The organism is Kribbella sindirgiensis (assembly GCF_004331435.1).
Classification (GTDB): domain Bacteria; phylum Actinomycetota; class Actinomycetes; order Propionibacteriales; family Kribbellaceae; genus Kribbella; species Kribbella sindirgiensis.
Window position 1 is genome coordinate 295,176 of sequence record NZ_SJKA01000001.1, and the last position, 26,097, is coordinate 321,272.

Genomic DNA, 26,097 nt, shown 5'->3' on the forward strand with positions numbered 1-26,097 from the left:
CTTACTCGCGCCCGACGAGGATCCACATGTAGTCGCGGTTCTTGGTCGGGAAGGTGGCGGTCTTGTTGCTGACCTCCTTGGTCTTCTTGCAGTCGCTGGTGGTGTACTTCCAGCGCACGACCTGGACCCGCCAGGACTGCTTCAGCTGGTGCAGACGCCGTACCTTTCCGGCCGGAACCTCGGCCGTGTACGACCAGCTGTCGGTAACGGCGTGGGATTTCCCGACGGTCTTGGAGTACTTGTTCTGGATCTCGGCGATCACCAGCGGGATGCTCACGCCGAGGTCTCCGGACCAGGACGAGTTCGACTCCGAGGTGGCGGTCTTCTGGTAGGTGATCCGGCCGGGACCTTCCATCCAGTCGCTGTACAGGTTCGTTCCGACGTACACCTCGTGCCCGCCTCGTGCATACCAGTAGACCGTGCTGGTGTTGCACTTGGCCGCGGCCGCCGTCCCGGCCGGCACCACCACACCGGTCGCGATCAGTACTCCAGCAGCGATTCCCCGACGAAGACGCATGGTTCTCTCCCACCGAAACCGATTGACAGGTACTGCGGTTGCAGTGGTTAGAAACTTACGGATCGGTCGACGGCAGGCGCAACGAACCTTCTGTAACGCTGTGTGTCGATTTGGTGACAGCGGCAAGTGGCGGCGTGACGAGCCCTACACAGACATGACTGACGGGTAACCGACCAATAACATCGCTGGTATGCAGATCCTCGCCATCGTCGTCTCGCTCGCGATCGCCGCCGTCGGTGTCGCGTTGTTCGGCAAGACGATCGGGCACATCGTGTCCGTCATCAAGCTGGGCCAACCGGTCAGCCGGACCGACCAGCCCGGGCAGCGCTCGGTCACCCTCGCCAAGGAGACGCTGCTCCACACCCGGATGCTGCAGTGGAGCCACATCGGCGCCCTGCACTGGTTCGTGGCGTTCGGTTTCATCGGGCTGTTCCTCAGCCTGGTGACGGCGTTCGGGCAGCTGTTCGACCCGCACTGGGCGCTGCCGGTGATCGGCCACTGGTTCGTGTTCGAGTGGGTCAGCGAGTTCCTCACCTGGACCGGCCTGGTCTCGATCATCGGGCTGATGGCGATCCGGTTGCGCAACCTGCCGAAGGGCGAGAAGGGCCGCTACAGCCGGTTCTTCGGCTCCACCGCCTGGCAGGCGTACTACGTCGAGTACACGATCCTCGGCGTACTGATCTGCATCCTGCTGCTCCGCGGCCTCGAGTACGAGCTCGGCGCCGGGACCAAGTTCCACTTCCCCAGCACGTTCTTCATCGGCACCGGTCTGTTCGGCGGCCTGTCCGAGAACGCGCTGGAGAACACGGTCTACCTGGTCGCGATGATCAAGATCCTGATCTCGTTCGCCTGGATGATCACGATCTCGCTGAACGCCACGATGGGCGTGGCCTGGCACCGGTTCACCGCCTGGCCGAACATCTGGTTCAAGCGCAAGGCCGATGGTGGTACGGCGCTGGGCGCGTTGCAGCCGATCATGGTCAACGGCGCTCCGATCGACTTCGAGAACATCGACGAACTCGACGAGGACGCGGCGCTCGGGGTCGGCAAGGTCGAGGACTTCACCTGGAAGGGCCTGCTCGACTTCACCACCTGCACCGAGTGCGGGCGGTGCCAGTCGCAGTGCCCGGCATGGAACACGGACAAGCCGCTGTCGCCGAAGCTGATCATGATGGGTCTGCGCGAGCACGCCTACGCCAAGGCGCCGTACCTGCTGGCCGCTGAGGACGACCGCAAGTCGCTGTCCCAGTTGGTCCTCGACGAGCAGGAGAAGCCGTTGGTCGGTCCCGCGGACGTCGCCGTGATCGACGAGGAGGCGCTGTGGGCCTGTACGTCGTGTGGCGCGTGCGTGCAGCAGTGCCCCGTCGACATCGAGCACGTCGACGCGATCATGGACATGCGCCGGTACCAGGTACTGATCGAGTCGTCGTTCCCGTCCGAGCTCAACGGGCTGTTCAAGGGCCTGGAGAACAAGGGCAATCCGTGGAACATGAACCCGTCCGGCCGGATGGACTGGGCCAAGGACCTGCCGTTCGAGGTCAAGCAGGTCGGCTCGGACGTCGAGACGCTGGACGAGGTCGAGTACCTGTTCTGGGTCGGCTGCGCCGGCGCCTTCGAGGATCGTGCGAAGAAGACCACGCAGGCGGTGGCCGAGCTGCTGAACATCGCGGGCGTTTCGTTCGCCGTACTCGGTGACGGGGAGACGTGTACGGGTGACCCGGCGCGGCGGTCCGGTAACGAGTTCGTGTTCCAGCAGCTCGCGATGCAGAACGCCGAGGTCTTCAAGGAAACCAACGTGCGCAAGGTCGTGTCGACGTGCGCCCACTGCTTCAACACCTTGAAGAACGAGTACTCCCAGCTGGGCGTCGAGCTCGATGTCATCCACCACACCCAGCTGCTGAACCGGCTGGTCCGCGACGGCAAGCTCACCCCGGTCGCCCCGGCCGACAGCTCGCTCAACGGCCAGAAGATCACGTACCACGACCCGTGCTACCTGGGCCGCCACAACCAGGTGTACGACGCCCCGCGCGAACTGCTCGACATCATCCCGGGCGCGGAGTACGCCGAGATGCCGCGGAACCAGACGAAGTCGTTCTGCTGCGGCGCCGGCGGCGCACGAATGTGGATGGAGGAGAAGCTCGGCACCCGGATCAACCTGAACCGGACCACCGAGGCGGTCGAGACCGGCGCCGACAAGATCGCCACCGGCTGCCCGTTCTGCCGGGTGATGCTGTCCGACGGCCTCACCGCCAAGCAGGCGGACGGATCGGCCCGCGAGACCGTCGAGGTTCAGGACGTCGCCCAGTTGCTCCTGGCTTCTGTAAAACGTGGCGAAAGCTGACCTGCAACTAGCTGCAAATCCCTTCCGCCCCGGGTGGTCCAGACCATAGGATCCACCGTCTGCATCACCTGGGGAGGAAAACGCATCATGAAGTTCCGCGCCGCCGTGGCCACCGCGGCCGCAGTACCACTCGCCCTCGGCCTGGCCGCCTGCGGCGGAGAGCCGAAGGCCACCGGCTACAAGCCGTCGACCCCGGCCACCACAACGGCCGCACCGAAGCCGGACGTCACCAACACGGCCGCACCCGCGAAGCCGGCAACCGTCACCCACCTGAACCGCGTGACATTCGTCCCCGCGATGACCTCGGCGATCGCCAAGCAGCGGTCCTGGCACATCACCGGCACGATGACCGCCAACGGCGCCCCAATGCTGACCATGGACGGCTACCAGACCGCGAACCCGGTCGCGATGTCCATGGAGATGACTGGCGCCGCCTTCGACGGCAAGACCGCGAAGACCATCGTGATCAAGAACATCGCCTACGTGTCGATGCCCGGGCTGACGCCGGCCGGGAAGTTCGTGAAGTTCAAGTCCGGTCTGAACAACCAGCTCTCCGAACTGGTCGAGGGCGGCGACCCGACCAAGATCTACAAGTCCTTCGGCTCCAGCATGATCGACGCCAAGTTCGTCGGCACCGAGTTTGTACTCGGGGAGACGCTCGACCGGTACGACGTGACCGTCAACACCGCGAAGGCGCTCGCCGCGCAGGGCAAGAAGGTCCCAGCCGGTGTCCCGTCGACGCTGACCTACTCGATGTTCATGGACAAGGCGCACCTGATCCGGCGGCTGACGTTCGACCTGAGCGGTGTGTCGATGGTGATGGATATGACCGGCTACAACAGGCCGGTGGAGATCACTGCGCCGTCGGCGAGCCAGATCGTCTCTCGCTAACGGCCGGAATCGGTCATTTTCCCACCCCATGGTGTGAACTTCTCGTAATCTCCCGTTACGGATGTGATCACCTCAGGATGATCGGGTGGGTGGGTGCCGATGCCGACTACACGACGCAATTTCCTCACCGTCAGCGGAGCGGCGGCGGCGCTCGCGCTGAGCGGCAGTCTTCCGGAGATCAAGACGGCCGCAGCGGGCTGGACGGGCCGGGTCGACCGGCGGGATCCGTTCACGCTCGGTGTCGCGTCCGGCGATCCGTTGCCGGACGCGGTGGTGATCTGGACCCGGCTGGCCCCCGATCCACTCGCGCCGTTCGGCGGGATGGACCGGCGGCCGGTCGAGGTGCAGTGGCAAGTCGCGGAGGACGAGCGCTTCCACCGCATCGTCCGCTCCGGCACAGCCAGAACCGGTCCCGAAGCGAGTCACTCGGTACACGTCGACGTACGAGGCCTCCGGCCTTGGCGGCAGTACTGGTACCGCTTCCGGGTGAACGGGCAGCTCAGCCCGGTCGGGCGGACGAAGACAGCACCGGCGTACGACGCTGTCGTTCCTGAACTCTCGCTGGCGTTCGCGTCCTGCCAGGCGTGGTGGGAGGGCTGGTACACGGCGTACGCCGATATGGCGAAGCGCGACCACGACGTGGTGTTCTTCCTCGGCGACTACATCTACGAGTTCGGGATCGACCGTGGCATCCGGCCGCATTCGAACGAGCCGTACATCACCCAGCAGACCGTGACGCTGGACGAGTACCGGCAGCGCTATGCGGCGTACAAAATGGATCCCGACCTGCAGGACGCGCACGCTCGGGCGCCCTGGATCGTGACGCTCGACGATCACGAGGTCGTCGACAACTGGGCCGACGAGGCGCATCCGAGTGCGCCGCCGGCCCAGTTCCGGGTACGCCGGGCCAACGCGTTCCGCGCGTACTGGGAACACATGCCGCTGCGACTCGCGCAACTGCCGAAGGGCCCGGACATGCAGCTGTACCGGCGGATCAGGTACGGGCGGCTCGCGGAGTTCAACGTGCTCGACACGCGGCAGTACCGGTCGGACCAGGCGTACGGCGACGGCACGAAGGCGCCCGGTCCGGAAACCAAGGACCCCGCGCGCACGATCACCGGTGACGCGCAGGAGAAGTGGCTGCTCGACGGCTGGGCCGCGTCGCAGACGCGCTGGAACGTGCTGGCGCACCAGACCGCGATCGCCCGGCTGGACACGAAGGACGGGCCGGAAGTGCTCGTCCCGATGGACACCTGGGACGGGTACGAGGCGTCCCGGAACCGGATCCTCGGCGGCGCGGTGCAGCGCAAGGTCCGCAACCTGGTGTCGATCGCGGGCGACCTGCACCGCAGCGTGGCGTCGGACCTGAAGCTGGACTTCGACGACCCCGCGTCGGCGACGGTCGGCGCCGAGTTCGTCGGCACGTCGATCACGTCCGGGATCGACGGTCAGGACCTCGATCCCGGCGGCGCGACCTTGCTGCGGGAGAACGCGCACATGAAGTTCGGCAACTTCCAGCGCGGGTACGTCAGCTGCTCCGTCACGCCGCAGCGATGGATCTCCGACTACCGCGTCGTCGACAAGGTGTCCGTCCAGGGCGGCACCGTGAGCACCCGCGCCAAGCTCCTCGTCGAGGACGGCCGCCCCGGCATCGCGGAGGTGCAGAAATGAGGATCCCCCGACAGACCGTCGTCGCGGCCGGCACGATCGTCGCCGCCGCCCTGCTCGGTTCCAGCTCGATGCCTGCGGCAACCTCTTCCCCCTCCTCCGATGTGGCGGTGAGCGTCGCGCCGGAGCAGCTGAGCGTCGTCGGCCTCCCCTGCTTCCCCAGCACCCTCAACCTGACGATGACCAACACCGGCAGCCAGGACCGGTACGCCGACCTGACGCTCGAGCCGACCGGTCCGCTACAGCTGTCCCGCACGCTCTTCTCGTCGTGGCTGCCCGCGGTCGATCCCGATCAGCCGGTGTCCGCGCCGGTCGAGGTCCGGGTCCCGCGCGACACCAAGCCCGGTGCGTACAAGATCGACGTCGAGGTCGACCGGAACCGCCTGACCGTCCCGGTGACGGTCGAGCCGCTTCCGTCGAAGGGTCCCGGCGACAACCTCGCACTCGGCGAGCAGGCGACGGCGTCCTCCACCCACGGCAACTTCACGCTCTGCGGCGCCGTCGACGGCGACAAGGACCCCGAACACTGGGACACCCTGACCGGCTGGAACGACGGGACCCGCGCGGTCTTCCCCGACACGTACGACGTCGCGCTGTCAGCACCGGCCACGGTGAACCGGGTGGAGCTCTACACGCTCGACTCGGTGAAGTACCCGGCCCGGCTCAACGGCCTCCGCGACTGGGATGTCCAGGCGAAGGTCGGGGGCGCGTGGCAGACCGTCGCCCAGGTCCGTGGCAACACCCTGGGCCACGTCACAACGACCTTTGACCCGGTGCAGGCGGAAGCTGTACGCATCCTCTGCCTCGACGGCAACGACCACACCTACTCCCGCATCGTCGAACTCGAGGTTTACGGAACCTAGGTCAATCATTTGAGTCATGCCTAGTGCAGAAGGAATCGCGCTCGCATTCGAGCTGGGCGCACCGGACGGTGACCTCATCCATGTCCGGCGCGGCGACGCGGACACCTGGCGGCTGAACACCTCAACCGGCAGCTACTTCGTCAAGGGGTATCTGCCGGCTGTGGATGTGCATGAACTGACGGTCGCGATGGAGTTCGAGCGCCGGGCACTCGCGTCCGGCGTGCACACGCCGGACCCGGTCATGCCGATCGACCCTCTCATCGGTTGGGTGAGCCGCGTCGAGGACCAGCTGTTTCGGGTCTACCGATGGATCGAGCCCCGAACGCGCGTACCCGACATCTCAACCTGGCTCGGCCGGACGATGGCGCAGGTCCATCAGTTGCAGCCGCTCGGTCGCGCCGGCTTGCCTCAGTGGTGGCGGCAAGCGGTCCATCCACCGGAGACCTGGGAGGCCTGGTTCGCCGAGACCCGGAAGCGTAACTGGAGACTGGAGAGTGACAGCCTTCCGCACATCCTCGCGATCTCCGCGCGCATTGCCGAGCTCTGCGACGACGTACCGGACCTCGTGACAACGCATGGCGACTTCAAGACCCACAACATCGTCATGTCACCGTCAGGCCCTGTGCTGGTCGACTGGGACAGCGTGCGGACGGATAGCGCAGCCCTCGAGGCCGGTAGATCGGCGTACATCTTCGGCCGCGGCGAACCCGAGCAGATCAAGCGAATCCTCACCGCGTACGTCGCAGCGGGCGGCGAACTCGGATGGGCCGGCCAGGACCTCTTCCTCAGCGTGGCAAGAAACGTCATCCAGGTCCTCGCCGAACACATCCGAGTCGCCCTCGGCGAGACAACCGCACCCCGATGGATGGGCAACCACACCGAAGTCGAGACCGCGATCAGCAACACCCTGCGGGACCTACCCGCCACCCTCGACAAACTCCACCGAACAACGCAAACGCTCGATTCACTCTGAAAGACCGAAGTGCCGCAAGGTGCGTGCGGCAACCTCCTCCGGCCCGATCCTGCTGGTGTCAATCACCAACTCGTCCAGGTCCGCAGCCTCAAGCCGCGCCGCGATCTCATCGCATCGCTCCAGATGCCACTCCAAAGCCGCCCGCTGACTCGCGCTGTACCGCCCCCGCAATCGTTTCCTGGTGACGTCGCCGTCGGCAGTAAGCCGAACCAACCGAACAGGCTGCTCAACAGCTGCCGCGTATCGCTCCCAAGCAACCGTGCTACTGATCACTCCACACATCACCAACTGCCGCGGACCCACTGACCGATAGCACTTCCAGACCGCGGCGATGTTGTGTGCCTCGATCAGAGCATTGTCCTGCTCAGCAGGCGGCCAGGACCGATGGAACCAGTCCACATCCATCAAGCTGAACGGCCGGCCGCCGTTCGCGAGCAGATCCCCGACATGCTCGAGCGTCGACGACTTCCCGACGCCATATCCACCGTTCAGAAAGACTGCGTAACCGGACGACACTGTCAGCTTGGGAACTGGTCTGCCCCCCGAAAGGCGCCTGAGCGTTTCCCGAGGACTCGTCGTACGTGAGCAATCGCCCCGTTGACGGCTATGCGGGTCAACCAACCGAGAGCGGCCGTGAAGATGGGCGGCCAGGCGATCGGCCCGAAGGAGTAAACGATCAGCACCACAAGCGGAATCCAAACACGGTGCACGGCTTGGTACACCAACCCTGGCGGGCGAACGCCCACGAGCCGGGCTACGTCGGGCAGCGCGAAGAACGCCAGGGCAGCGGCTATGGCCGACACGCCGTACTTGAGGCTCTCGAAGACTGCGAACGCGGCAAGAAAGATCGCGAGCGGCGGCCACGGACTCCGAGCCATGAACAAGAGATGCCATCCGTGGCCGCGCGATTCGTCAGTCCTCACGGCCGCAGCCTAGTCACAACGCCAGGTCAGAAACTGCCCTCTCTGACGCGAAGATTCACCACGGTGGTCTTCGCGTCGGAGGCGTTTCAGGACGCGTTGTTGAGGGTGACGTGATAGCCCATGGCTTCGAGTTGGTGGATGGCGCGTTCGGGGTTGCAGGCCATCGCCGCGGCACCGAGGGCGGGCCACGCGAGCACCCGAGCCGCCGTCCGGTACATCCACACCCGCGACAGTCGGCAACGGTTCCTCGCCCAAGCCATGTCAGAACATCTGGACGAACTGCGCACGGCGGACAGGGACGACCAGGACGGAGACGACGAGGACGGCGCGTTCGCGGTCACATCGGGCACGCGGCCGGTTCAGACCGGTGACACGACGAACCCCGCAGGTCGGAAACTGGCCTCTGACCTGCGGGGTTCTCTGCTGAGCGGGTGACGGGAATCGAACCCGCACTGTCAGCTTGGGAAGCTGATGTTCTGCCATTGAACTACACCCGCGCGGCCGGTCTCCCGACAGCGGTGACGAGCATAGCTGATGTGCCAAGGTGCCGGCACCACGGGCCCGGCGCGCCGCGCCAATCAGCGGCGCCGAACCGGGCCAGGACTACCCCCGCGGGGGCAGGAGACAGGTTATTGCCTGTCTCCTGGCCCCGGCGCCTGTGCCCTGGCCGCGCGAGGTCCGGTGGGGGGCCGGGGCAGTTGTTGCCGGGTCAGGGGGAATGGGGTGGGAAGGTGCCGAGCGCATCGAAAAGAGGGGGATGAACGGTTTGCACCGGGGGTTCTTGGGCAGTTTTTCACAAAGGGCACGTTCAGGACTGGGCAGGTTCGTCATCTTCTGGCAGATTAGAACGCGTTGCCGGGGGCAACATTCGACGCAACGTGAGGATGCGGTCCTCGCCGGGACCGGACAAGATGGTTGCGGGGCAACTGGATGAAGGGGTGAACGGTGGCAACAGACACAACTGACGCGGTGGACAACCTGGAGAAGGAACTCGTCACGTTGGCACGGCGGCTGCGCGGTCTGCAGCGGACGCTGTCCGACGAGGCGCATCCGGACCTGGAGCCGGCGCAGTACGCGTTGCTGAACCACGTGGAGGAGCTGGCACCGGTGCGGATGGCCGACCTGGTGGCAGCACTCGAGGTGGACAAGGGTCCGGTCAGCCGGGCCTGTGCGCGACTCGAGGAGGAAGGTCTGCTGAAGCGGGCCGCCGACAAGTCGGACGCGCGGGCGACCCTGCTGACGCTGACCGCGGCCGGCAAGCGCAAGCTGACGGCGGCCCGGAAGAAGCGCCACAAGGTGATCGAGGACCTGCTCAAGGACTGGTCGCCGGCGCAGGTGAAGACCTTCGCCACCCAGGTGTCGAAGTTCAACAAGCTGGCCAACTGAAGATAGTTGCCTCAGGCCCACGGTCTGGTGGTGTGCTCCCGCCGGGGAGCTGAGGGCTCCGGACGACTCACCACCAGGCGCGGGAAACGGGCCTGACCGGCAACTCGAACTGTGCGGACGAGCGGCACGCTGCTAACGTGCGACCGTGCTGCTCTCCGACCGTGACATCTTGGCCGAGCTCGACGCGAAGCGGGTCCAGCTGGATCCGTTCGATGCTGCGATGGTGCAGCCGTCGAGCGTCGACGTACGGCTGGACCGGTTCTTCCGGGTCTTCGAGAACCACAAGTACCCGCATATCGATCCGGCCGAGGAACAGCCCGATCTGACCCGGCTCGTCGAGCCCGAGGGCGGCGAGGCGTTCATCCTGCATCCCGGTGAGTTCGTCCTGGGATCGACGTACGAGCTCGTCACGCTGCCCGACGACGTCGCCGCCCGGCTCGAGGGCAAGTCGTCGCTGGGCCGTCTCGGCCTGCTGACCCACTCCACGGCGGGCTTCATCGACCCCGGCTTCTCCGGCCACGTGACGCTCGAACTCTCGAACGTCGCGACGCTGCCGATCAAGCTCTGGCCCGGGATGAAGATCGGCCAGCTGTGCTTCTTCCGGCTGTCCTCCCCCGCCGAGCACCCGTACGGCTCGTCGAAGTACGGCTCCCGCTACCAGGGCCAGCGCGGCCCGACACCGTCCCGCTCCTACAAGAACTTCCACCGCACCGACGTATAGACAGGCAAGGCCCCGAGACTCTCGTCCCGGGGCCTTTCGGCCAGGTCAGGCAGTCGGCTTGAGGAAGATGCAGACCGACTCGACCCGGGGGGAGCCGTAGTTGTCGCCGGTCGGCAGCTGACGGTAGACACCGCCGTACGGCGAGACGGCCTGCGGCGAGCGCATCTTGCCGTCGAACAGACCGAGGTCACCGTTTCCGGGGGACTCGTTGCCCGTCGGCGAGTCATTGCCGGACGGGGTGTCACTCGACGAAGGCGTGTCACCGGAGGAGGGGGTGTCGCTCGAGCTCGGGCTGCTCGAGGAGGATCCGCTCGGCAGGTCCGCACCGGTCTTCGCGTCCAGCAGCACCGGCTGCGCCTCAGTCTGCGCGTAGATGACGCCGTGGAACGCGGCCGTCACGTTGGGTACGACGCGGGAGCCCGCGGTTTCCGTGAAGCCCCAGGTCTTCTTGCCGGTGGTGTCGTCGAAGCCGAGGACCTCGAGGGGACCGCTGCGAATCGACTTGATGAGGCAGACGACCGCGGAGGCCTGGTCCGGGAGACACTCGATGGTGACATCGGACTCGAACTTGGTCGCGGGTGTCGTCGGCGCCACGGCGCCGGTCGACAGGTCGACCGAGAAGATCGTGTCGGCCTTGGTCCCCTGGCCGTAGTCCGTGTACGCCATGCCGTAGAAGTACGCGTGCTTGGCGCCGCCGGTCAGCGGCGTCAGGTAGGCCTGCTTCAGCGGGAGCTGCTTCGTGACCTTGCCGCTCGCGCCGTCGACGAGCAGCGCGGTGCCGTCGGCGCTGTTGTCGGACTGCGAGCCCTTCGATCCCGCAACCACGCCGGCGTGCACGGCGGCCGGGTTCATCCCCGGGACGATCGTGGACTTCTGCGTGGCGGGATCCGCATACACCGTCTGGTACTCGCCGTTCATGACACCGGCCGTGGTCACGCCGATGGCGACCTGGCCGGTCTCCGGGTCGTATGCCTGGGCCCTGAGGTTCGGGACGCCGCTGGTGTTGCCGGTGTCCTGCAGCGTGCTCACCTTCGCGGTCACCTCGGCGACCTTCTTCCCGGACGCCACGTCGATCCAGTGGACAACGACCAGACCCGCCGGCTTCTGCGTGCCGCTGCCCTTGTCGGCTTCGGCGTACGCGACGATCGCGACGTCCTTGCCGTCGAGCTTCGCCGCCATCGGCCTGGAGGCGTCGTAGACCTCGGTGGTCTCGGCCTCGGCGGACTTGACCGTCCAGGTGTTGGTCGGGTTGGCAACGTCGTGGCCGCTCAGGCCCGCCCAGCTACCGACGAGCGCGACCTGGCCGGCGATGCCCATCTGGGACTCGTCCACGGTGGACCGGCCCTTCTCCTCGATCGCCGGGTACGCTGCCGCGGGGGCGAAGGATTTCGGCGGGTCGAATGACGGGGCGGTCGGGGTGGACGGCGTGCTCGAGGCGGCTGTGGACTGGCCGCCGTTGTTCTCCGACCCCGAGTCGGCCTTCTTGTCGTCGCCGCCGCAGCCGGCCAGCAGGATCAGAGCAGCGGTGACAGCTGTGGTTGCCACCATCGGACGCAACATCGTTGGTATCTCTCCCAGGTCGACCGAGAATGATCGACTGAACGCTAGCAGTGTTCACGGGTCCGTCCGGGCGGTTATCCACAGGCATTGCAGCAAGCTGCAACTACTGGCGGCGGAGCGGCGATCCGGCGCCGACCAGGCCGAGCCGCTCGAGGACGGCGCAGATCGCCGCCGGTACGCCGGTCAGCGGTACGCCGTTCACCGGACGATCGAGAGACCGGTCCCGCGGTGGCGGGGCTGGGACTCGGTCAGCGGCCGGATGGCCGGCTCGGTCAGGCGGCGGGAGGCGGGCTCCAGCCGGTCGGCCAGCTTGTGCAACCAGCCCGCGAACCGCGTCCGCGTCCTGATCCGGGGCTTGCCGTTGTACCGCAGTGCTCGTGCCTCGATCCTCCGCAACTGGTCCTCGACGCGGTAACGGGCAACTTCCTGCTGTTCGCTCAACATGATCGTGCTCCCCTTCGCTCGGTCCCCGTGCTGTGGTTTCAGGCAATGCTTCGCCCGGGTCCCGCCCCCAGTGGCGGGACCTCGTGCGGTGTTGCTGGTGGTGGTCGGGTCAGACCTTGACGACGGTGATGTCGCCGGAGACCGTGCGGGCGCGCAGCATCAGGGCGCGGTCCCCCTCGGCCGGCTTCTGGCCGGGCTCGAGATCACACCGGATCCGTCCGGTGACCGTCTTCAGGTCCAGGTACGTCGGAAGTCCGTCCGGGACCCCGATCTGTACGTCGCCCCGGGCCGTCTCGGCCTGGACGCTCGGCCCGTCGGCGATCTCGACCTTCACGTCGCCGGAGCCGGAGGTGGCGACCGAGTGGTCGCGGATCCGCTCGATGGTGATGTCCCCCGAGCCGACCTTGACGGAGGTGGGACCGGCCGCGTCGCCGATCGTGACATCGCCGGAGCCGGTGCTCAGGCCGAGCGCGTCACCGGCCTCCTCGATGTCGATCGAGCCCGAACCGGTACCGGCCCGGACCGCGCCGGCGGCCGACTCGACCTTGACGTCACCGCTGCCGGTGTTGACGCCGAGCTCGTTCTCGACCCGGGTCAGCCGGACGTCGCCGGAGCCGGTCGAGAGCCGCGCCGAGCCGAGCGGCACGTCCGCGGTGATGTCGCCGGACCCGGTCTTGACCCGGGCGTCGAGCACCGCGGAGGTGGCGATCCGGACCTGGATCTCCGGCCCGCGACGAACGTTCCGCTGCGGTCCCTCGACGATCAGCTCGCCGTCCACGACCTCGACGGTCACGTCCTCCTCGGGCCCGCTGTCGACGTCGACCGAGACCGCGGTGCCCTTGCCGTCGGCGTTGGCGGTGATCTCGACCAGGCCGGAGCCGATGTCGATCCGGATCCGCTCGATCGGGTCGTTCTCGTCGTCGACGATCTGCTGGCTGAAGCCGCTCATCATTCCGCCCATCCCGTCAGTCGCTGGCCCGGGCCGTGTCCGCCGCGGCGGCGTTCCTTGTCCTCGCGGCGCCGGTCCTTGTCCTCGCGGCGGCGGTCCCGGTCGTCACGGCGCCGGTCGCGTTCGAACCGGCCGCGGTCCTGGCCGAAGACGCCTTCCTCGCCGAACGGGCCGTTCGGGCCGAACACGCCGTTCGGGCCGAAGACCCCGTCGGGGCCGAGCGGTCCGTTGGGACCCAGTGGGCCCTCCGGGCCGAACACCGGGCCACGCGGCGGGCGCGGCGGCCGCGGCGGGCGGGGGCCGCCGCGGCGGCGCTCGCTGAGCTCGGTCATCACGGTGCGCATCAGCCACGCGTTCGAGGAGATGCCCTCGGCGTTGGCGGCCTCGTCGACCTTGTTCTTGATCGACATCGGCAGCCGCAGCGTGATCCGTGCGGTCGGCTCGTCGGCGTCGAACACGAACTGCTCGTCGGCCTCGGCGTCGGTGTCGTCGTCGATGTCTTCTTCGGTCTCGTCCGGACCGGTCAGCTGGCTGGGCGCCGGCGTGACCACGAACTCCGGGCGGCCGCCGGCCATCCGGAGCTCGACCGAACCCGGGGACAGCTCGCGGCTGATCTCCCCGGCGGCGTCGGACAGGGCTGAGATGAGGGCCAGGCGGCCCGCGTCATCCAGCGTTGCCCCGAGGCGCTGAGCCACGGAGCGGGTTTGCTCGTCGGCCAGGGCGGTGGCGTTCTCAACGCTCCGCCGGACCGACTCGAGGTAGTGGTCAAGTTCCATGACAGCAAGCATGACGTCATCGTGACGTCACTGTCAACCCCCGCTGATGTCACCGTGCCGCCAAAGGCACAATGTGGTGCAGTCATCGACAGGAGGAACAGTGTCCAGAGGAGTACTGATCACCGGCGCGTCCAGGGGCGTCGGCGCGGCCGCCGCGCAGGCGTTCGCGGCGGCCGGCGATCGTGTCGTGCTGCACTGCCGCGGTGCCGTCGACCGCGCCGAGGAGATCCGGTCCGCACTGCCCGGCGACGGTCATGCGGTGCTTGCCGCCGACCTCGGCGATCCGGCCGCAATCCCTTCCCTGGTTGAGGAATCGGCCTCCGTGCTGGGTCGCGTCGACGTGCTGGTCAACAACGCCGCGATGTACGTCGACGAGCCCGTCGAGGGATCCCGCCGGGTCGGTCATCCGCTGGCCGAGACGTCGTACGACGAATGGGTCGCGGCGTGGCGTCGTACCCTCGCCGTCAACCTCGAGGGCGCAGCGCACGTGACCTGGTGCGTGGCCCGGCAGATGCTCGACAAGGAGCCCGCGGACGGTGTCCGGCGGGGTGCGATCGTCAACGTCGGGTCCCGCGGCGCCTACCGGGGCGAGCCCGACGTCCCGGCGTACGGCGCCTCGAAGGCCGGGCTGCACTCGCTCGGGCAGTCGTTGGCGGCATCGCTGGCGCCACATGACATCACCGTGACGTCAATCGCGCCGGGTTTCATCGCGACCGACATGACCGAGACGTTCCTCGCGGGTCCCGGCGGCGACGCGATCCGGGCGCAGAGCCCGTTCGGCCGCGTCGCCACCGCCGACGAGGTCGGGAACGCGATCTACTGGCTCGCCTCAGCCGAGGCGAACTGGGCGAGCGGCGCGGTCCTCGACTTCAACGGCGCGTCGTACCTGCACTGAGCTGACCGCCACGGCGGCGATCGTCCAGACCACCGCGAGGACGGCCATCGGGAACAGGTTGCCGTCCTCCTCGGTGAACAGCAGGATCAGCGAAAGGTTGACCGCGGCGTGGGCTGCGGTGGCGACGACGAGGTTGGTACGCCGCGCGCCCCGCAGCACCGCGCCCATCACCACCGACAGCGCGGTCGCCATCACGACGAACAGACCCATGTACGCGAGCCCGTGCTCGAACCCGCCGAGGTGCCAGAACCCCCACAGCACGCCGACGACGAGCGAGGAACGCAGTACCGAGAAGCGGGTCTGCAGATAAGGCTGCAAGAACGCGCGCCAGCCGAGCTCCTCGCCCGCCGCGCCGACGATCATCGTGATCACCAGCACCCAGAACGGGAACGGCAGCCCGTCCGCGCGCCACGGCCGGCCCGCGATCACGTGGACGAGCACCGAGACGGCCATCGCCGCCACGACGATCCCCACGATCAACGCACTCCGCCCCAGGGCCGGCGGCGTGAACCGCGCGTCGACCCGAGTGGTACGGCGGAACAGCAGGAACATCACGCCGACGCCGAGGGCCGGCGCGAACTGGACCAGCTGGATCAGCTCAGGACTCGGCCCGGTCGCCGCCTGCAGCGCGTTGAGGATCCCGCTGAAGACCATCGTGACCAGGTAGAAGACCAGAACGCGCAGAAACACCGTCACTCCTGAGATAGGGGGCGATCATCAGGTCGAGCTGCTCGGTGAGGAACTCGGACAGCGAGCCCCAGCCGTTCACCGCCCAGACCTGGAGCGCGCCGTTGAAACAGACAAGGGTGTGCCGAGCCAACGCCGGTACGTCGGTCTCCGCGCGGAGCTCACCGACCTCCACCGCGGCCCGGTAGAACGTGTCGCAGCTGTCGACGATCGCGGCGGAGTGCGCCAGCGCGTGCTGCCGGAACTCCGGATCCGCGACGTCGAGCTGGACGAAACCGAGCCCGTTGCCGAGCTCCTCGCGATGCTTGATGTGCGCGACCGCCGACAGTGCGAAGTCCCGCAGCGTGGCGAGCGGCGAGACGTTCCGGGCGGCGGCCTCGTCGGCCGCGAGTTTGACCATCAGCGGCGACCGGGCCGCGGACGCGAGCAGCAGACCGCGCTTGGAACCGAACCGCTGCATCAGCGTCGGCGGCGCCAGCCCGACCCTGGCGCCGACCGCCGCCAGGGTCAGTTTCACCGGTCCGAGCTCGGCCAGGACCTGGCGCGTGGCATCCAGGATCACGTCGTCGCTCACCAGCCGTGGCCGGGCCATGTCAGCGCCTCCTGGTTTGTGAACGGCCATTCGTTAATACACGAAATCGTAACAGATCCTTGTTGGCTCAGTTATTCAGTGACAGCGGGTGAGCTTCCGGACACCTGGAGAGGGGTCCGGACCAAGGCGCCCGCCGTCCGGTGCACCCGTCCGTGGGCCGGGCTCGTCGGACAACGGGAGCCTCTTCATGCGTTTCGCCCGCATCACCCTGGGTCTGCTGCTGGCGCTGTCAGGCCTGCTCGCCGCCATCGCCGGAGCCGTCGCCGCCTTCTGGCTCGTCGGCCCGGACAACACGATCACGACACCTCGCCGAGAGCTCGCCAGTACGGGCCTCGCGGTCGTCACCGCACCGTCCCTCCTCGACCGGCACGGCCCGACGCTGCGCGTGAGCGCGTCGGGCGACAAGCCGCTGTTCATCGGCGTCGGGCAGGACCTGGACGTGCGCGACTACCTCGCGGGGACCGCGCACACCCGGCTGGTCCAGTTCGACCCGCCGGCCACGTTCGGCACCCAGGAGCTGCGCGGCGACACCAAGAAGCTGACGCCGCCCGGCGAGCTGGACTGGTGGGTCGCGCAGTCCGCGCCCGGTGCGCAGGCCGTCAACTGGCCGATCCAGGACGGGCTGTACGACGTGGTCGTGATGAACGCGGACGGTACGCCGGCGGTCGGCGCGCAGGTCTCGTTCGGGATCGAGGTGCACCGGCTGTTCGGCATCTGCCTGCTGGTGCTCGGGGCGGGGGTTGTGGTGCTCGCACTCGGCCTGGCCCTGGTGCTGCGCCGCCGCCCGGTGGTGCAGGAGATCGCGGACACGACCGAGATCCCGGTCATCACGAACACCCGGATCCCGGTCCTCGTGCCAACGGCCCCGGTCCAGCGCGAAGAGGTGGAGGACGCCCCGGCATACCGCGTCTCGCCCTTCGCCCCCGACCGGGTCAGCCCGTTCGCCCCACTCGCCGCCAAGCAAGAGCTTCGGCCGGGTCCGGCGGTGCCGGCCGCGCCGATGTTCATGTCGCCGGCGGCGGTCGCGCGGGCGAAGTCGCCGGTGCTGCTCGGGGCCGGCGCCTCCCAGCGGTACGACGAGCCCGCGCAGCCGACGTACGCCGAACCGGTCGAGGAGACCCGCACGGCCGACGAGTCGACCGAAACTGTTGCGGCCGAGACCGTCCCGCTGGCGGTGTCACCGGAATTCGAGAAGAGTGACGAGGCCGTGCGACGTACGGCGGCGCTCCTGGCCAGCGGCGCGTTGCTGCTGACCGCGACGAGCTGCGGCCTCGTCCCGCCGAAGAACACGATGACCGCGACGGACTCCCGCCCGGCCGTCACACTCGCCGACGCGCAGGCTGTCGTCCAGCGCTACAACCAGCTCAACAACCAGGCGAACAAGACCCGGGACGGGAAGCTGGCCGCGACGATCGAGGGCAACCCGACCCTCGCGCAGACGCAGGCGGGCTTCCTGATCGGCCGGAAGCTCGACGCCGCGGGCAAGGACGTGTCGAAGCCGTTCAGCTACACCGACCCGGAGATCGGCGCGCCGCAGTTCACGTCGTACCCGATGCGGTTCGTGGTCAGCTCCGGCGTCTCGGACGCACCTGGCAACCATCAGCTCGGCGTCTGGCAGCGGGAGAACGCCGGCAGCCCGTGGCTGCTGACGCATTCGGTCTACCCGCCGAAGGCCGTGGAGCTTCCGTCGGTCGACGGACTCCGCACTCCGAGCGCAGCCGACCTGAGCAAGCTGCAGGGCCGGCCCGAGGCAGTCGCCAAGGACCTCGCGGCGTACCTCACCGGCGGCAAGAACGCGCCGCAGTCGAAGCTGTTCACGCCGACGCCGAGCCTGACCAACATGCTCGACCTGCGCGCGAAGTCGAAGGTCTCCGACACCGCCCAGCCGTACATCGCCGGCGTCACCGACACCTTCGCACAGTCCGGCGCCCCGCTGACCTTCATCACGGCGTCCGGCGACGCGCTGGTGTTCCTGACGCTCACCGAGCGGTACCTGCAACGGGTCGAGCCGGGCTCGAACGCGTACTGGACCAGCGGCGAGGCCACCGCGTTCAGCAGCATGGTCAAGTACACCCAGACCCTTCACCAGGACTACCTGCACCAGGTCGCCGTGGTCATCCCGGCCAAGTCGACCGGCGACGCCGTACAGGTCCTCTCGATCGACCCTCAACTGGTGGGTGCCGGCGGCGCCTGACGAGGCGGCCGTACGCCCGGCGGGGCGACGGCACGGGCGGATGGTTGTTGAGAAGTCAGCGGCAAGCGGTTGCTGAAGGATAGTGGCGGCTGATTGACTTCGCTGGTTAGGTTTTCCCATCCGCCCGGGAGTACCAGTGGATCTCACCCGCCGCCGTCTGCTGTCCTTTGTTCCCGCGACCGCGTTGCTGACCGCGGTCACCCCGGCTTCGGCCGCGCGCGCCACCCCGGGCGCGATGAACGCCGACCCCAGCCGGCTGCTGGCCAACGTGATCGCGATCTACGCCGGTACGGCGGAATCGAACGCGCGCCCCGAGGTCGCCGCCAAGGTGACCGCGATCGACAACACCGCCCGTACCTGGCTGGCCGCCCTCGACCGCGCCGGCACCGGCGAACTGTTCGCGGGCCTCCCGCTCGGAACCAGCGATCCGAATCTGAGCGCGTCGTACCAGCACCTCTACGAGATCGCCCTCGCGTACCGGCGGCCAGGACCGGCGTCGGACCTGCAGGGCAACGAGCAGGTGCGCACACGGATCGCGGAGAAGCTCGTCTGGCTGCACGACAACTACTACGGCGACCAGTCGAAGGGGTACTACGGCAACTGGTTCACCTGGGAGATCGGCATCTCGACGTTCGTGTCGAAGACGCTCACCCTGATCGACGCCCCGGCCGACCTGATCACGCGGTACGTCGCCTCGATGGACGCGTACCTGCGCAACGGGAAGGACAGCGATGTCGATCTCGACTCGCGCTTCCACACCGGCGCGAACCTCGTCGACATCACCTCGAACCGGGTCCTCCAGGGGGCCCTGCTGAACGACGACGCGCGGATCCGGAAGGCGCTGCAGGACCAGTTCACGGTGTTCGCGACCGTCGACCCGTACAACCTGCAGCACGGCGTCACGGACGGGTACTACGCGGACGGCTCGTTCATCCAGCACTCCTCGGTCGCGTACACGGGCTCGTACGGAAAAGCCCTGCTGAGCAGGGTTGTGCAGACCGTCAAGGTGCTCGCGGGGACGGAGTACGCGCAGAGCGACGACCTGGTCGGCGTGGTGCAGGGCTGGGTCGAGCACGGGTTCGCGCCGCTGATCTTCGAGGGCTGGATGATGGAGATCGTCAAGGGTCGCGCGGTGTCCCGCACCGGCACCGGGTACGACGACGTGGCAGTGATCGTGGAAGCGATCGTCGACCTGGCCGACTACGCCGCCGGCGCGGACGCGGCCCGGTTGAAGGCGTTCGCGAAGTTCACCGCGCGGCCGACGATCAACGTGAACTCCTTTGTCTCACCGGTGAGCATCGGGCGTTTCGCGGACCTCAAGAACGATGCCGCGATCGTCCCGGCCGACCTCAACCCGGCGGCTCTCAGTACTGCGTTCAACGCGATGGACCGGACGGTGCACCGCCGGCCGACGTACGCGTTCGCGCTGGCGCGGAACTCGTCGCGGATCAGCAAGTACGAGTACATGAGCGGCGAGAACCTGCTGCCGTGGTTCCAGGGCGACGGCGCGCACTACCTGTACCTCGCGGGCCAGGATCAGACGCAGTCCTTCGGCATCGACTACTTCACCACGGTGTCGCCGTACGCGCTGGGCGGCGTGACCGCGCCGGTCGAGACCCGCAAGTCGATCCCGGAGCTGTACGGGACGGCGTACTACGACGACCCGCCGACCTTCACCCCGTCGTCGGAGGCCCAGAACACGTACGTCTACTTCCCGGTCGGAACCAACGCGTACTCCGGCGGCGCGACGCTCGATGCGTACGGCGCGGTCGGCTGGGTGCAGTCGGACGATTTCGCGTACGCGTCGCGGGACGCCCTGCCGGACGACTTCGTGGTCTACAAGAACGCGTCGGCGACCAAGTCCTGGTTCCTGCTCGACGACGAGATCGTCGTACTCGCGGCCGGTGTCGGCGACGCGACCCGCGCGGTCACGACGACCCTCGACACCCGAATCGCGGGCGCCACCGATCCCGTCACGATCATCGGTGCGCTGCGCGACGGCAGCCCGTGGACCGGCACCGGCTCGATCACCCCGCGCTGGCTCCGCTACACCAACGGCGCAGCCTCAGTCGGTTACCACTTCCTCCAGCCAACGGCTCTGTCGGTCGATCTGCAGACGGTCACCCGAAGCCGGCGGGTAGTGCGTACGTCGAACCCGGACACCGCAGTCACCAAGCAGGTGTTCGCGCTCACGGCCGCCCAACCGGCGGACTCGCAGCGCTCGCTCGCCTACGCATTGGTGCCCAACGCAACAGAATCCGCGCTGAAGTCCTACCAGCACGGGCGGATCGCCCTGCTCGCCAACACTCCTAGGCTCCAAGCCGTCCAGCACCTGGGCCTCCGCCTGACTGCCGCCAACACGTTTACCCCGGGCTCGCACCATCTTCCTGGGCTGACCATCGACGGCCCGGCGTCGGTGATCATCCGCCGTCAGGCTTCCAGCGTGCAGGTTGCCGTGTCGGATCCGACCACGCAACGCGACAGCATCACGGTCAACCTGCGGGCCCGGTACCTGAAAGCCGCGGCGCCGGTCGCGGGGGTTCAGGTGACACGCACGATCACCGGGACGCGGCTGACGTTCAGCACGCGGCACACCTACGGGCGGAGCCTCGCGATCACGCTTCTTCCAGCTTGGTGATCAGCGTCTGCAGGGTGCTGAGCGTCGTCCGGAGATCGTCGAGGTCGACGGACGTCGCGAGCTCGGAGGTCCACGGGTGCTGGGCGACCGCGATCTTGCGGATCGCCCAGTAACCGGCCTCGGTGCAGGCGAGCAGTTTGGCGCGGCGGTGCGCCGGATTCGGGCGGTACTCCGCGAGACCACGCTCGACCAGCAGGTCCGCGATCCGCTGCACACCCTGCCGGCTGACGCCCATGATCCGGCCGACGTCGGCGACCGATCGCGGCTCGTCGAGTACGCCGCCGAGCACCTGCCACCAGGCCGCGGTCAGTCCGCCGTTCGCGGCCAGTCCCTGCGCGGCCTCCATCAGCCGCGCGTTCAGCCGGAAGGTGGAGAGGACGACATCCGTCAGCACCGCACCACCTTCCGACTGCGGCCCGGGCTTCGGCCACTCCTCCCGCGGTGGAACAGTCATCCCACCAGGGTGGCGTAGGCCGCCGGGTCGGCGCGGTGGAACACGCCCTCGTACGCCTCCCGCTTCCGCTCGTCCGCGAGCTCGAGCCGCTCCATCACAGCCCGCGCGAACTGCACCGGCGAGTCCGGTCCCGCCGTGATCAGATCCCGGTCGACGACCGCGCGCGCCTCGACGTACCGCTCCGAACCCTGATACCCGGTCGCCTGCAGGTACTCCTTGGCCGCGCTCGTGTGCTTCCGCTCGTCGAGCAGCCCCGCGCGCGCCAGCCCCGCCGTCGCGCCACAGATCGCCGCAACCGGTACGCCGGCATCGAGGAACTGCCCCGCCAGCTTCGCGAACGCCTCGCCACCACCCATGTCCCACTGCCCCGACCCGGCGAGCACGAGCAGATCGCCCGCGTCAGGCGCGACGTCCGCAACCGTCACGTCCGGCACAACCCGCATCCCACCCATGGTCACCACCGGCTCCAACGTCTCCCCCACCGTCACCACCCGCCACGGCTCCCCGGTAAACCGCCCAGTCCGCAGCTCCACCGTGAGATGCCCGATCTCCCAGTCCGCCAACGTCTCGTACACCGCCACATATGCTGTCCTCATAGACAACATGCTGTCATCACGACAGCATGTTGTCAATAGGTGGTTGTGCACGCAGGCAGAGACCCACCGAACGGCGCGTTCCGGGCTCAGATCTGTGGGTTCTGCGTGCGTGCAGGTCCGCCCGCGGGGTGACTGGCCGAGGTTGCGAGTTTGAGGAGGATGAGGCCGGCGAGGGTTGTTGTGGTGGCGGTGAGGGTTAGGGCCTGGTGGATGGTGAGGGTGGCCAGGAGGTTGGTGGAGGCGATCAGCGGGACGGTTTGGGCCAGGGAGAGGAGGGACTGGAGGCGGGTCAGGTGGGACTTTGGGGTGCTGCGGATGAAGAGGGGTGCCAGGTGTGAGGTGAAGAGGCCGATGCCTACGCCTTGAGTGAGGGTTGCGGCGATCGCGGTCGGGACCGTGGGGGCCAGGGCGAGGGCTGCGATGCCGAGGGCGGCGACGAGGCAGCCGACGCCTGCGGTGAGGTCGGCGCGGGAGAAGGTGCCGAAGCGGGCGACGAGGACTGTGACGAGTAGTCCGCCGGCGACGCTGCCTGCCACCACGAAGCCTGCTTGTTTGGCTTCCCAGCCTTGTGAGCGGGCCAGCAGCGGGACGCAGAGCGACGTGACCGGCAGGACGAAGGCCGCGACCAGTGCGACGACGGCGAGGATCATGCGCAGGACGGGATCACCGACAGCCACCCGGAGTCCGTCGACGGCATCCTTCAGGACCGACGGACGGTCGCGTTGCGGGTGGACGTCGTACGGCGGTTTGAGGAGCAGCAGTACTGCGAACTGGACGGCGAAGGTCAGGCCGTCGAGGGTCAGTGCCCCGACCAGCCCGACGGTCGCGACGAGCAGGCCGCTGAGCGGTCCGCCGGCGAGGGTGATGACCTGCGTGGCCGACGTACGCAATGCCATTGCTCTGGGCAACTGGTCGTCGGGGACGAACAGCCGCGGGAGTACCCCTGCGGCCGGGAGCGCGAAGGCATCGACGGTGCCGACGACGACGGACGTCGTGAGGAGCAGCCCGGCCGAGACACCGCGCAGTCCGACGGCGACGGCCAGCAAGAAGCAGCAGCAGCCGACGATCGCGGTGCAGGCGAGGAGGAGGCGGCGTGGACCGATGCGGTCGCCGAGTACGCCGCCGAGCAGGAGGAGCACGGCGCGCGGCAGGGTGAACCCGGTCAGCACCAGCGCGGCGACCCGCGGGCCGATGCCCGTTGCGGCCCAGCCGAGCGCGAAGAACAGCGCGGTGTCGCCGAGAACCGAGAGTGTCGAACCTGCCAGCCAGCCGTAGTAGGACCGGTTCACCCGTCCAGCCGGACGGGCATCACCAGGGTGGTGAACGTGCCCTGGTCAGCCGACCGTACGACGACCGGTCGCGCCGGTTCGCAGATCTCCAGCAGCACGTCCGGCCCGACACTCGCCTCGAGTGCGGCCGCCAGTAGGCTCGCGGTGAACCCGATCCGCACCGCCCCGGACCCGATCGCGTCCAGCCGCACCTCGTCGTCGATCCGGAGACTCTGCTGATCGATGTCAAAGGCAACGACATCGCGGCCGGTCAGTGCGTTCAGCAGTCCCAGCCGGTCGACGACCACCCGGCACGCCGGCGGCGTCAGCCCGTCGAGGATCTGCTGGTACGCCGGATACTCGGCGTCGACCACCTGCAGTTCCCGCGACTCGTCTCCGCGCGCGAACACCAGCCCGCCGTTCACCTCCACCCGAACGACGTCCCCCGCCGCAGCCCACCGGCTCACCTCAGCCAACTCGTCGGCCCGCACCAGCACCCGCGTCCCCACCCCACCGAACTCCACCGGCCGCACAGTCCGCACCGCCAGCCGATACCGATCGGTCGCGACAAACACCACCTCATCAGCCGACAACTCGACCAACACACAACTCAACACCAGCCCCATGTCGTCCTCCCTCGGCGGGGCTGCGGTGGGCGTCACCTGGCGGATGGCGCTGGCTAGTTCAGGGCCGCCCAGGGCGGCTGTCGTTTGTTGGGAGAGCAGTTGGGTCAGGAGGCGGGTGGCGGCTTCGCGGGTCGCGGTGGACTTGGCTTCGAGGGTGCGGAGGTGGGCGCGAACCAGGTCGGCGACCCCCGCCGCGGACGCGTCCAGGGCAAGGCGGACGTCGGGGAGTGGGAGGTCGAGCTCGCGCAGGTCGCGGAGGAGCTGGGCGCGTGGTTGTTGCGACTTGTCGTAGTACCGGTAGCCGTTCGTCGCGTCGACCTCGGCGGGTGGGAGCAGACCGCAGTCGTCGTAGAACCGCAGCGCACTCGGCGCCAGTCCCACCAGCCGTGCGAACTCACTGATCGTCAGCCTCATGGGCCCGACCTTCATCCCTGCACCAACTCGAAGGTCAACTCCGGAACCGGCCCCACAGGCTGAGGGTCTTGCCGAACCGTTCACCGCGGATCCAGTCCAGGATGCTCCTCGCGACCCGCTCCGGCGACACGTCCCCGCGCACCGACCGCGGTACGAGCTTGCGGATCTCGGCGGCGTCCGCGAGCGCCTCGTCGATCTGGGACTCCGGCCACCCCCGTCGCGCCAGCCGCTTCCGGCGTACGGCGTCCGGGCAGTCCAGGTGCAGCCAGCGGCCCTCGGGCAGCTCGGCCGGCTGCGCCGGGGACAGCAGCAGGACCGGTATGCCGGAGCGCCGGATCAGCTCGGTGATCCGCAGCCAGAGCGCGTTGTACGCCGGCCAGATCGGCGCCGCCATCGGACTCGCGATGTCGAGCCCGAGCAGCCGGCCGTTGTCGTCCAGCAGCTCGTCCATGTCCATCACGACCAGGTTCCCAGGACTCAGCCGCACCAGCTCCGGCACGACTGTGGTCTTCCCCGAACCAGGTGCCCCAGTCACCACGAACAGCCTCGTCATAGGGACTAGTGTGCGGTCACTCCACCAGGAGGCGCATGGGTGGTCGTGCCTCGCCCGCGATCGTCGGTAGTCCGCTGCGGCCGGGGGTGATCGAGCCAAGGACGCTGGAGTGCCCGGCACCGGTGCAGCTCGGGACTGTTCCACCGAGGCCGTGGACGGTGAGGAATCCGAGGACGGCGAACGCGTACGCCTCCTTCGCCGCCGACGGGATCCCCAACTCGTCGGTGGTCCGGACCGGAACCTCCAACTCGTCAGCCAGCAGATGCATCAGCGCCGGGTTCCGGATCCCGCCACCCGAGGCCACCACCTCGGTGCCGCCGTACCGCCGTACCGCGTCGGCGACGGTCCGCGCCGTCAGCGTGGTCACCGTCGCGACCAGGTCCTCCGCCGGGATCACCGGCAGCCCTTCCATCGCCTGGGCCAGGTGCGCGAGGTTGAACAGTTCCTTCCCCGTCGACTTCGGTGCCGGCCGCGCGTAGAACGGCTCGGCCAGCAACCGCCCCAGCAGGTCCTCGTGCACCTGCCCGCGCGCCGCCATCACCCCGTCCGCATCGAACGGCCGCCCGGTCAGCTCGGTCACGACGGCGTCGATCAGCGCGTTCGCCGGACCGGTGTCGAAGGCAACCGGTTCGTCCTGGACGACGGTAATGTTCGCGATCCCGCCGAGATTCAGCGCCACCGGTACGCCGGGACGCCCGCGCAACCACAGCACGTCGATGATGCTGACGAGCGGCGCACCCTGCCCGCCCGCCGCGACGTCCCGCGCCCGCAGGTCCGACACCACCGGTACGCCGGTGGCCTCCGCGATCCAGGCGGGCTGTCCGAGCTGCAGCGTCCCGCGCACCGACCCGTTGTCGACCCAGTGGAAGACCGTCTGCCCGTGCGACACGATCAGGTCCGCGTACCCACCGCAGAGCTGCTCGACCGCCTGCCCCGCCACCGCCGCGAACGCCTGCCCGATCCCGGTGTCGAGCTTGCACACCTGTTCGACCGAGGTCGACGCCGGCGGCAACGAGGCCGCGACGGCAGCCCGCAGCTCCGCCGAGTACGGCTGACTCAGCATCCCCAACGGCGTCAGCACCAGCTGATCGCCGTCCAGCCGCAGGTCCGCGGCCGCGGCGTCGATCGCGTCGTACGACGTCCCGGACATCAACCCGATCACTCGCAT

At 68.3% G+C, this 26,097-nt stretch carries 26 protein-coding genes and 1 tRNA gene; 10 read left to right on the forward strand and 17 right to left on the reverse strand.

What is annotated here, in order from left to right:
* Position 1: 1 nt before the first annotated feature.
* A complete protein-coding gene (locus E0H50_RS01460) occupies positions 2–517 on the reverse strand; it encodes a hypothetical protein (RefSeq protein ID WP_131283922.1) in 516 nt (171 codons plus the stop codon).
* A gap of 190 nt (positions 518–707) precedes the next feature.
* Between E0H50_RS01460 and E0H50_RS01465 the strand changes: the two genes are divergently transcribed.
* From E0H50_RS01465 to E0H50_RS01485, 5 genes are all read left to right on the forward strand, one after another.
* On the forward strand, positions 708–2,858 hold the full coding sequence (locus E0H50_RS01465) for a (Fe-S)-binding protein (protein WP_131283924.1): 2,151 nt from the start codon (positions 708–710) through the stop codon (positions 2,856–2,858).
* An 87-nt stretch (positions 2,859–2,945) separates the two neighbouring features.
* Positions 2,946–3,749 carry a hypothetical protein gene (locus E0H50_RS01470; RefSeq protein ID WP_131283925.1) on the forward strand — a complete coding sequence of 268 codons (804 nt, stop codon included), beginning with the start codon at positions 2,946–2,948 and terminating at the stop codon, positions 3,747–3,749.
* Between the two features lie 99 nt (positions 3,750–3,848).
* Positions 3,849–5,420 (forward strand): alkaline phosphatase D family protein, encoded by a 1,572-nt coding sequence (locus E0H50_RS01475; RefSeq protein ID WP_131283926.1) that lies wholly within the window; start codon positions 3,849–3,851, stop codon positions 5,418–5,420.
* Positions 5,417–6,280 carry a galactose-binding domain-containing protein gene (locus E0H50_RS01480; protein WP_131283927.1) on the forward strand — a complete coding sequence of 288 codons (864 nt, stop codon included), beginning with the start codon at positions 5,417–5,419 and terminating at the stop codon, positions 6,278–6,280. The genes E0H50_RS01475 and E0H50_RS01480 overlap by 4 nt, the downstream gene beginning before the upstream one ends.
* A 16-nt stretch (positions 6,281–6,296) precedes the next feature.
* Positions 6,297–7,253: a phosphotransferase gene (locus E0H50_RS01485; RefSeq protein WP_131283928.1), complete on the forward strand. Its 957-nt coding sequence runs from the start codon at positions 6,297–6,299 to the stop codon at positions 7,251–7,253.
* Here E0H50_RS01485 and E0H50_RS01490 read toward each other — a convergent pair.
* The 4 genes from E0H50_RS01490 to E0H50_RS01500 form a co-directional block, all read right to left on the reverse strand.
* Positions 7,245–7,769 (reverse strand): hypothetical protein, encoded by a 525-nt coding sequence (locus E0H50_RS01490; protein WP_131283929.1) that lies wholly within the window; start codon positions 7,767–7,769, stop codon positions 7,245–7,247. The two genes, E0H50_RS01485 and E0H50_RS01490, sit on opposite strands and share 9 nt — an antisense overlap.
* Positions 7,770–7,771: 2 nt before the next feature.
* Positions 7,772–8,176, reverse strand: a complete 405-nt coding sequence (locus E0H50_RS01495; protein WP_131283930.1) for a DUF4260 domain-containing protein — start codon at positions 8,174–8,176, stop codon at positions 7,772–7,774.
* An 86-nt stretch (positions 8,177–8,262) separates the two neighbouring features.
* The gene (locus E0H50_RS42730; RefSeq protein WP_165546970.1) at positions 8,263–8,436 is read right to left on the reverse strand and encodes a hypothetical protein; all 174 of its coding nucleotides are present in this window, start codon (positions 8,434–8,436) and stop codon (positions 8,263–8,265) included.
* Between the two features lie 166 nt (positions 8,437–8,602).
* Positions 8,603–8,673 (reverse strand) — tRNA-Gly (locus tag E0H50_RS01500).
* A gap of 448 nt (positions 8,674–9,121) precedes the next feature.
* Here E0H50_RS01500 and E0H50_RS01505 point away from each other — a divergent pair.
* The gene (locus E0H50_RS01505) at positions 9,122–9,562 is read left to right on the forward strand and encodes a MarR family winged helix-turn-helix transcriptional regulator (RefSeq protein ID WP_130388106.1); all 441 of its coding nucleotides are present in this window, start codon (positions 9,122–9,124) and stop codon (positions 9,560–9,562) included.
* A 145-nt stretch (positions 9,563–9,707) separates the two neighbouring features.
* A complete protein-coding gene (gene dcd, locus E0H50_RS01510; RefSeq protein ID WP_131283931.1) occupies positions 9,708–10,283 on the forward strand; it encodes a dCTP deaminase in 576 nt (191 codons plus the stop codon).
* 45 nt (positions 10,284–10,328) lie between these two features.
* Here dcd and E0H50_RS01515 read toward each other — a convergent pair whose 3' ends face one another.
* The 4 genes from E0H50_RS01515 to E0H50_RS01530 all read right to left on the reverse strand — a co-directional run bounded on the left by E0H50_RS01515 (position 10,329) and on the right by E0H50_RS01530 (position 14,024).
* Positions 10,329–11,843, reverse strand: coding sequence for a hypothetical protein (locus E0H50_RS01515; RefSeq protein ID WP_131283933.1), 1,515 nt, complete (start codon positions 11,841–11,843; stop codon positions 10,329–10,331).
* 198 nt (positions 11,844–12,041) lie between these two features.
* Positions 12,042–12,287 (reverse strand): hypothetical protein, encoded by a 246-nt coding sequence (locus E0H50_RS01520; protein WP_131283935.1) that lies wholly within the window; start codon positions 12,285–12,287, stop codon positions 12,042–12,044.
* Positions 12,288–12,396: 109 nt separating this feature from the next.
* Entirely contained in the window at positions 12,397–13,236 is an 840-nt protein-coding gene (locus E0H50_RS01525; protein ID WP_238150703.1) for a DUF4097 family beta strand repeat-containing protein, read from the reverse strand.
* A complete protein-coding gene (locus E0H50_RS01530) occupies positions 13,236–14,024 on the reverse strand; it encodes a hypothetical protein (RefSeq protein ID WP_238150704.1) in 789 nt (262 codons plus the stop codon). Before E0H50_RS01530 ends, E0H50_RS01525 begins: the two co-directional genes overlap by 1 nt.
* An 88-nt stretch (positions 14,025–14,112) precedes the next feature.
* Between E0H50_RS01530 and E0H50_RS01535 the strand changes: the two genes are divergently transcribed.
* Positions 14,113–14,907 (forward strand): SDR family NAD(P)-dependent oxidoreductase, encoded by a 795-nt coding sequence (locus E0H50_RS01535; protein WP_131283939.1) that lies wholly within the window; start codon positions 14,113–14,115, stop codon positions 14,905–14,907.
* Here the strand turns inward: E0H50_RS01535 and E0H50_RS01540 are convergent.
* Together E0H50_RS01540 and E0H50_RS01545 are read right to left on the reverse strand one after the other, a co-directional pair.
* Positions 14,842–15,597 carry a CPBP family intramembrane glutamic endopeptidase gene (locus E0H50_RS01540; RefSeq protein ID WP_131283941.1) on the reverse strand — a complete coding sequence of 252 codons (756 nt, stop codon included), beginning with the start codon at positions 15,595–15,597 and terminating at the stop codon, positions 14,842–14,844. The genes E0H50_RS01535 and E0H50_RS01540 overlap by 66 nt on opposite strands.
* Positions 15,506–16,186, reverse strand: a complete 681-nt coding sequence (locus tag E0H50_RS01545; protein WP_165546971.1) for a TetR/AcrR family transcriptional regulator — start codon at positions 16,184–16,186, stop codon at positions 15,506–15,508. The genes E0H50_RS01540 and E0H50_RS01545 overlap by 92 nt, the downstream gene beginning before the upstream one ends.
* A gap of 187 nt (positions 16,187–16,373) precedes the next feature.
* Between E0H50_RS01545 and E0H50_RS01550 the strand changes: the two genes are divergently transcribed.
* Positions 16,374–18,380, forward strand: a complete 2,007-nt coding sequence (locus E0H50_RS01550) for a DUF8094 domain-containing protein (protein ID WP_131283945.1) — start codon at positions 16,374–16,376, stop codon at positions 18,378–18,380.
* Positions 18,381–18,516: 136 nt separating this feature from the next.
* The gene (locus E0H50_RS01555; RefSeq protein ID WP_131283947.1) at positions 18,517–21,018 is read left to right on the forward strand and encodes a polysaccharide lyase family 8 super-sandwich domain-containing protein; all 2,502 of its coding nucleotides are present in this window, start codon (positions 18,517–18,519) and stop codon (positions 21,016–21,018) included.
* Here E0H50_RS01555 and E0H50_RS01560 read toward each other — a convergent pair.
* The 6 genes from E0H50_RS01560 to E0H50_RS01585 all read right to left on the reverse strand — a co-directional run bounded on the left by E0H50_RS01560 (position 20,996) and on the right by E0H50_RS01585 (position 26,097).
* The gene (locus tag E0H50_RS01560; protein ID WP_131283949.1) at positions 20,996–21,472 is read right to left on the reverse strand and encodes a MarR family winged helix-turn-helix transcriptional regulator; all 477 of its coding nucleotides are present in this window, start codon (positions 21,470–21,472) and stop codon (positions 20,996–20,998) included. The two genes, E0H50_RS01555 and E0H50_RS01560, sit on opposite strands and share 23 nt — an antisense overlap.
* Positions 21,469–22,068: a DJ-1/PfpI family protein gene (locus E0H50_RS01565; RefSeq protein ID WP_202867966.1), complete on the reverse strand. Its 600-nt coding sequence runs from the start codon at positions 22,066–22,068 to the stop codon at positions 21,469–21,471. The genes E0H50_RS01560 and E0H50_RS01565 overlap by 4 nt, the downstream gene beginning before the upstream one ends.
* Before the next feature lie 86 nt (positions 22,069–22,154).
* Complete coding sequence (locus tag E0H50_RS01570; RefSeq protein WP_131283953.1) at positions 22,155–23,357, reverse strand: MFS transporter; 1,203 nt, start codon at positions 23,355–23,357, stop codon at positions 22,155–22,157.
* Positions 23,354–24,376 carry a DNA polymerase III subunit beta family protein gene (locus E0H50_RS01575; RefSeq protein WP_131283955.1) on the reverse strand — a complete coding sequence of 341 codons (1,023 nt, stop codon included), beginning with the start codon at positions 24,374–24,376 and terminating at the stop codon, positions 23,354–23,356. The genes E0H50_RS01570 and E0H50_RS01575 overlap by 4 nt, the downstream gene beginning before the upstream one ends.
* A 34-nt stretch (positions 24,377–24,410) precedes the next feature.
* Positions 24,411–24,929, reverse strand: a complete 519-nt coding sequence (locus E0H50_RS01580) for an AAA family ATPase (protein WP_238150705.1) — start codon at positions 24,927–24,929, stop codon at positions 24,411–24,413.
* A 16-nt stretch (positions 24,930–24,945) separates the two neighbouring features.
* Entirely contained in the window at positions 24,946–26,097 is a 1,152-nt protein-coding gene (locus tag E0H50_RS01585; RefSeq protein WP_131283957.1) for an anhydro-N-acetylmuramic acid kinase, read from the reverse strand.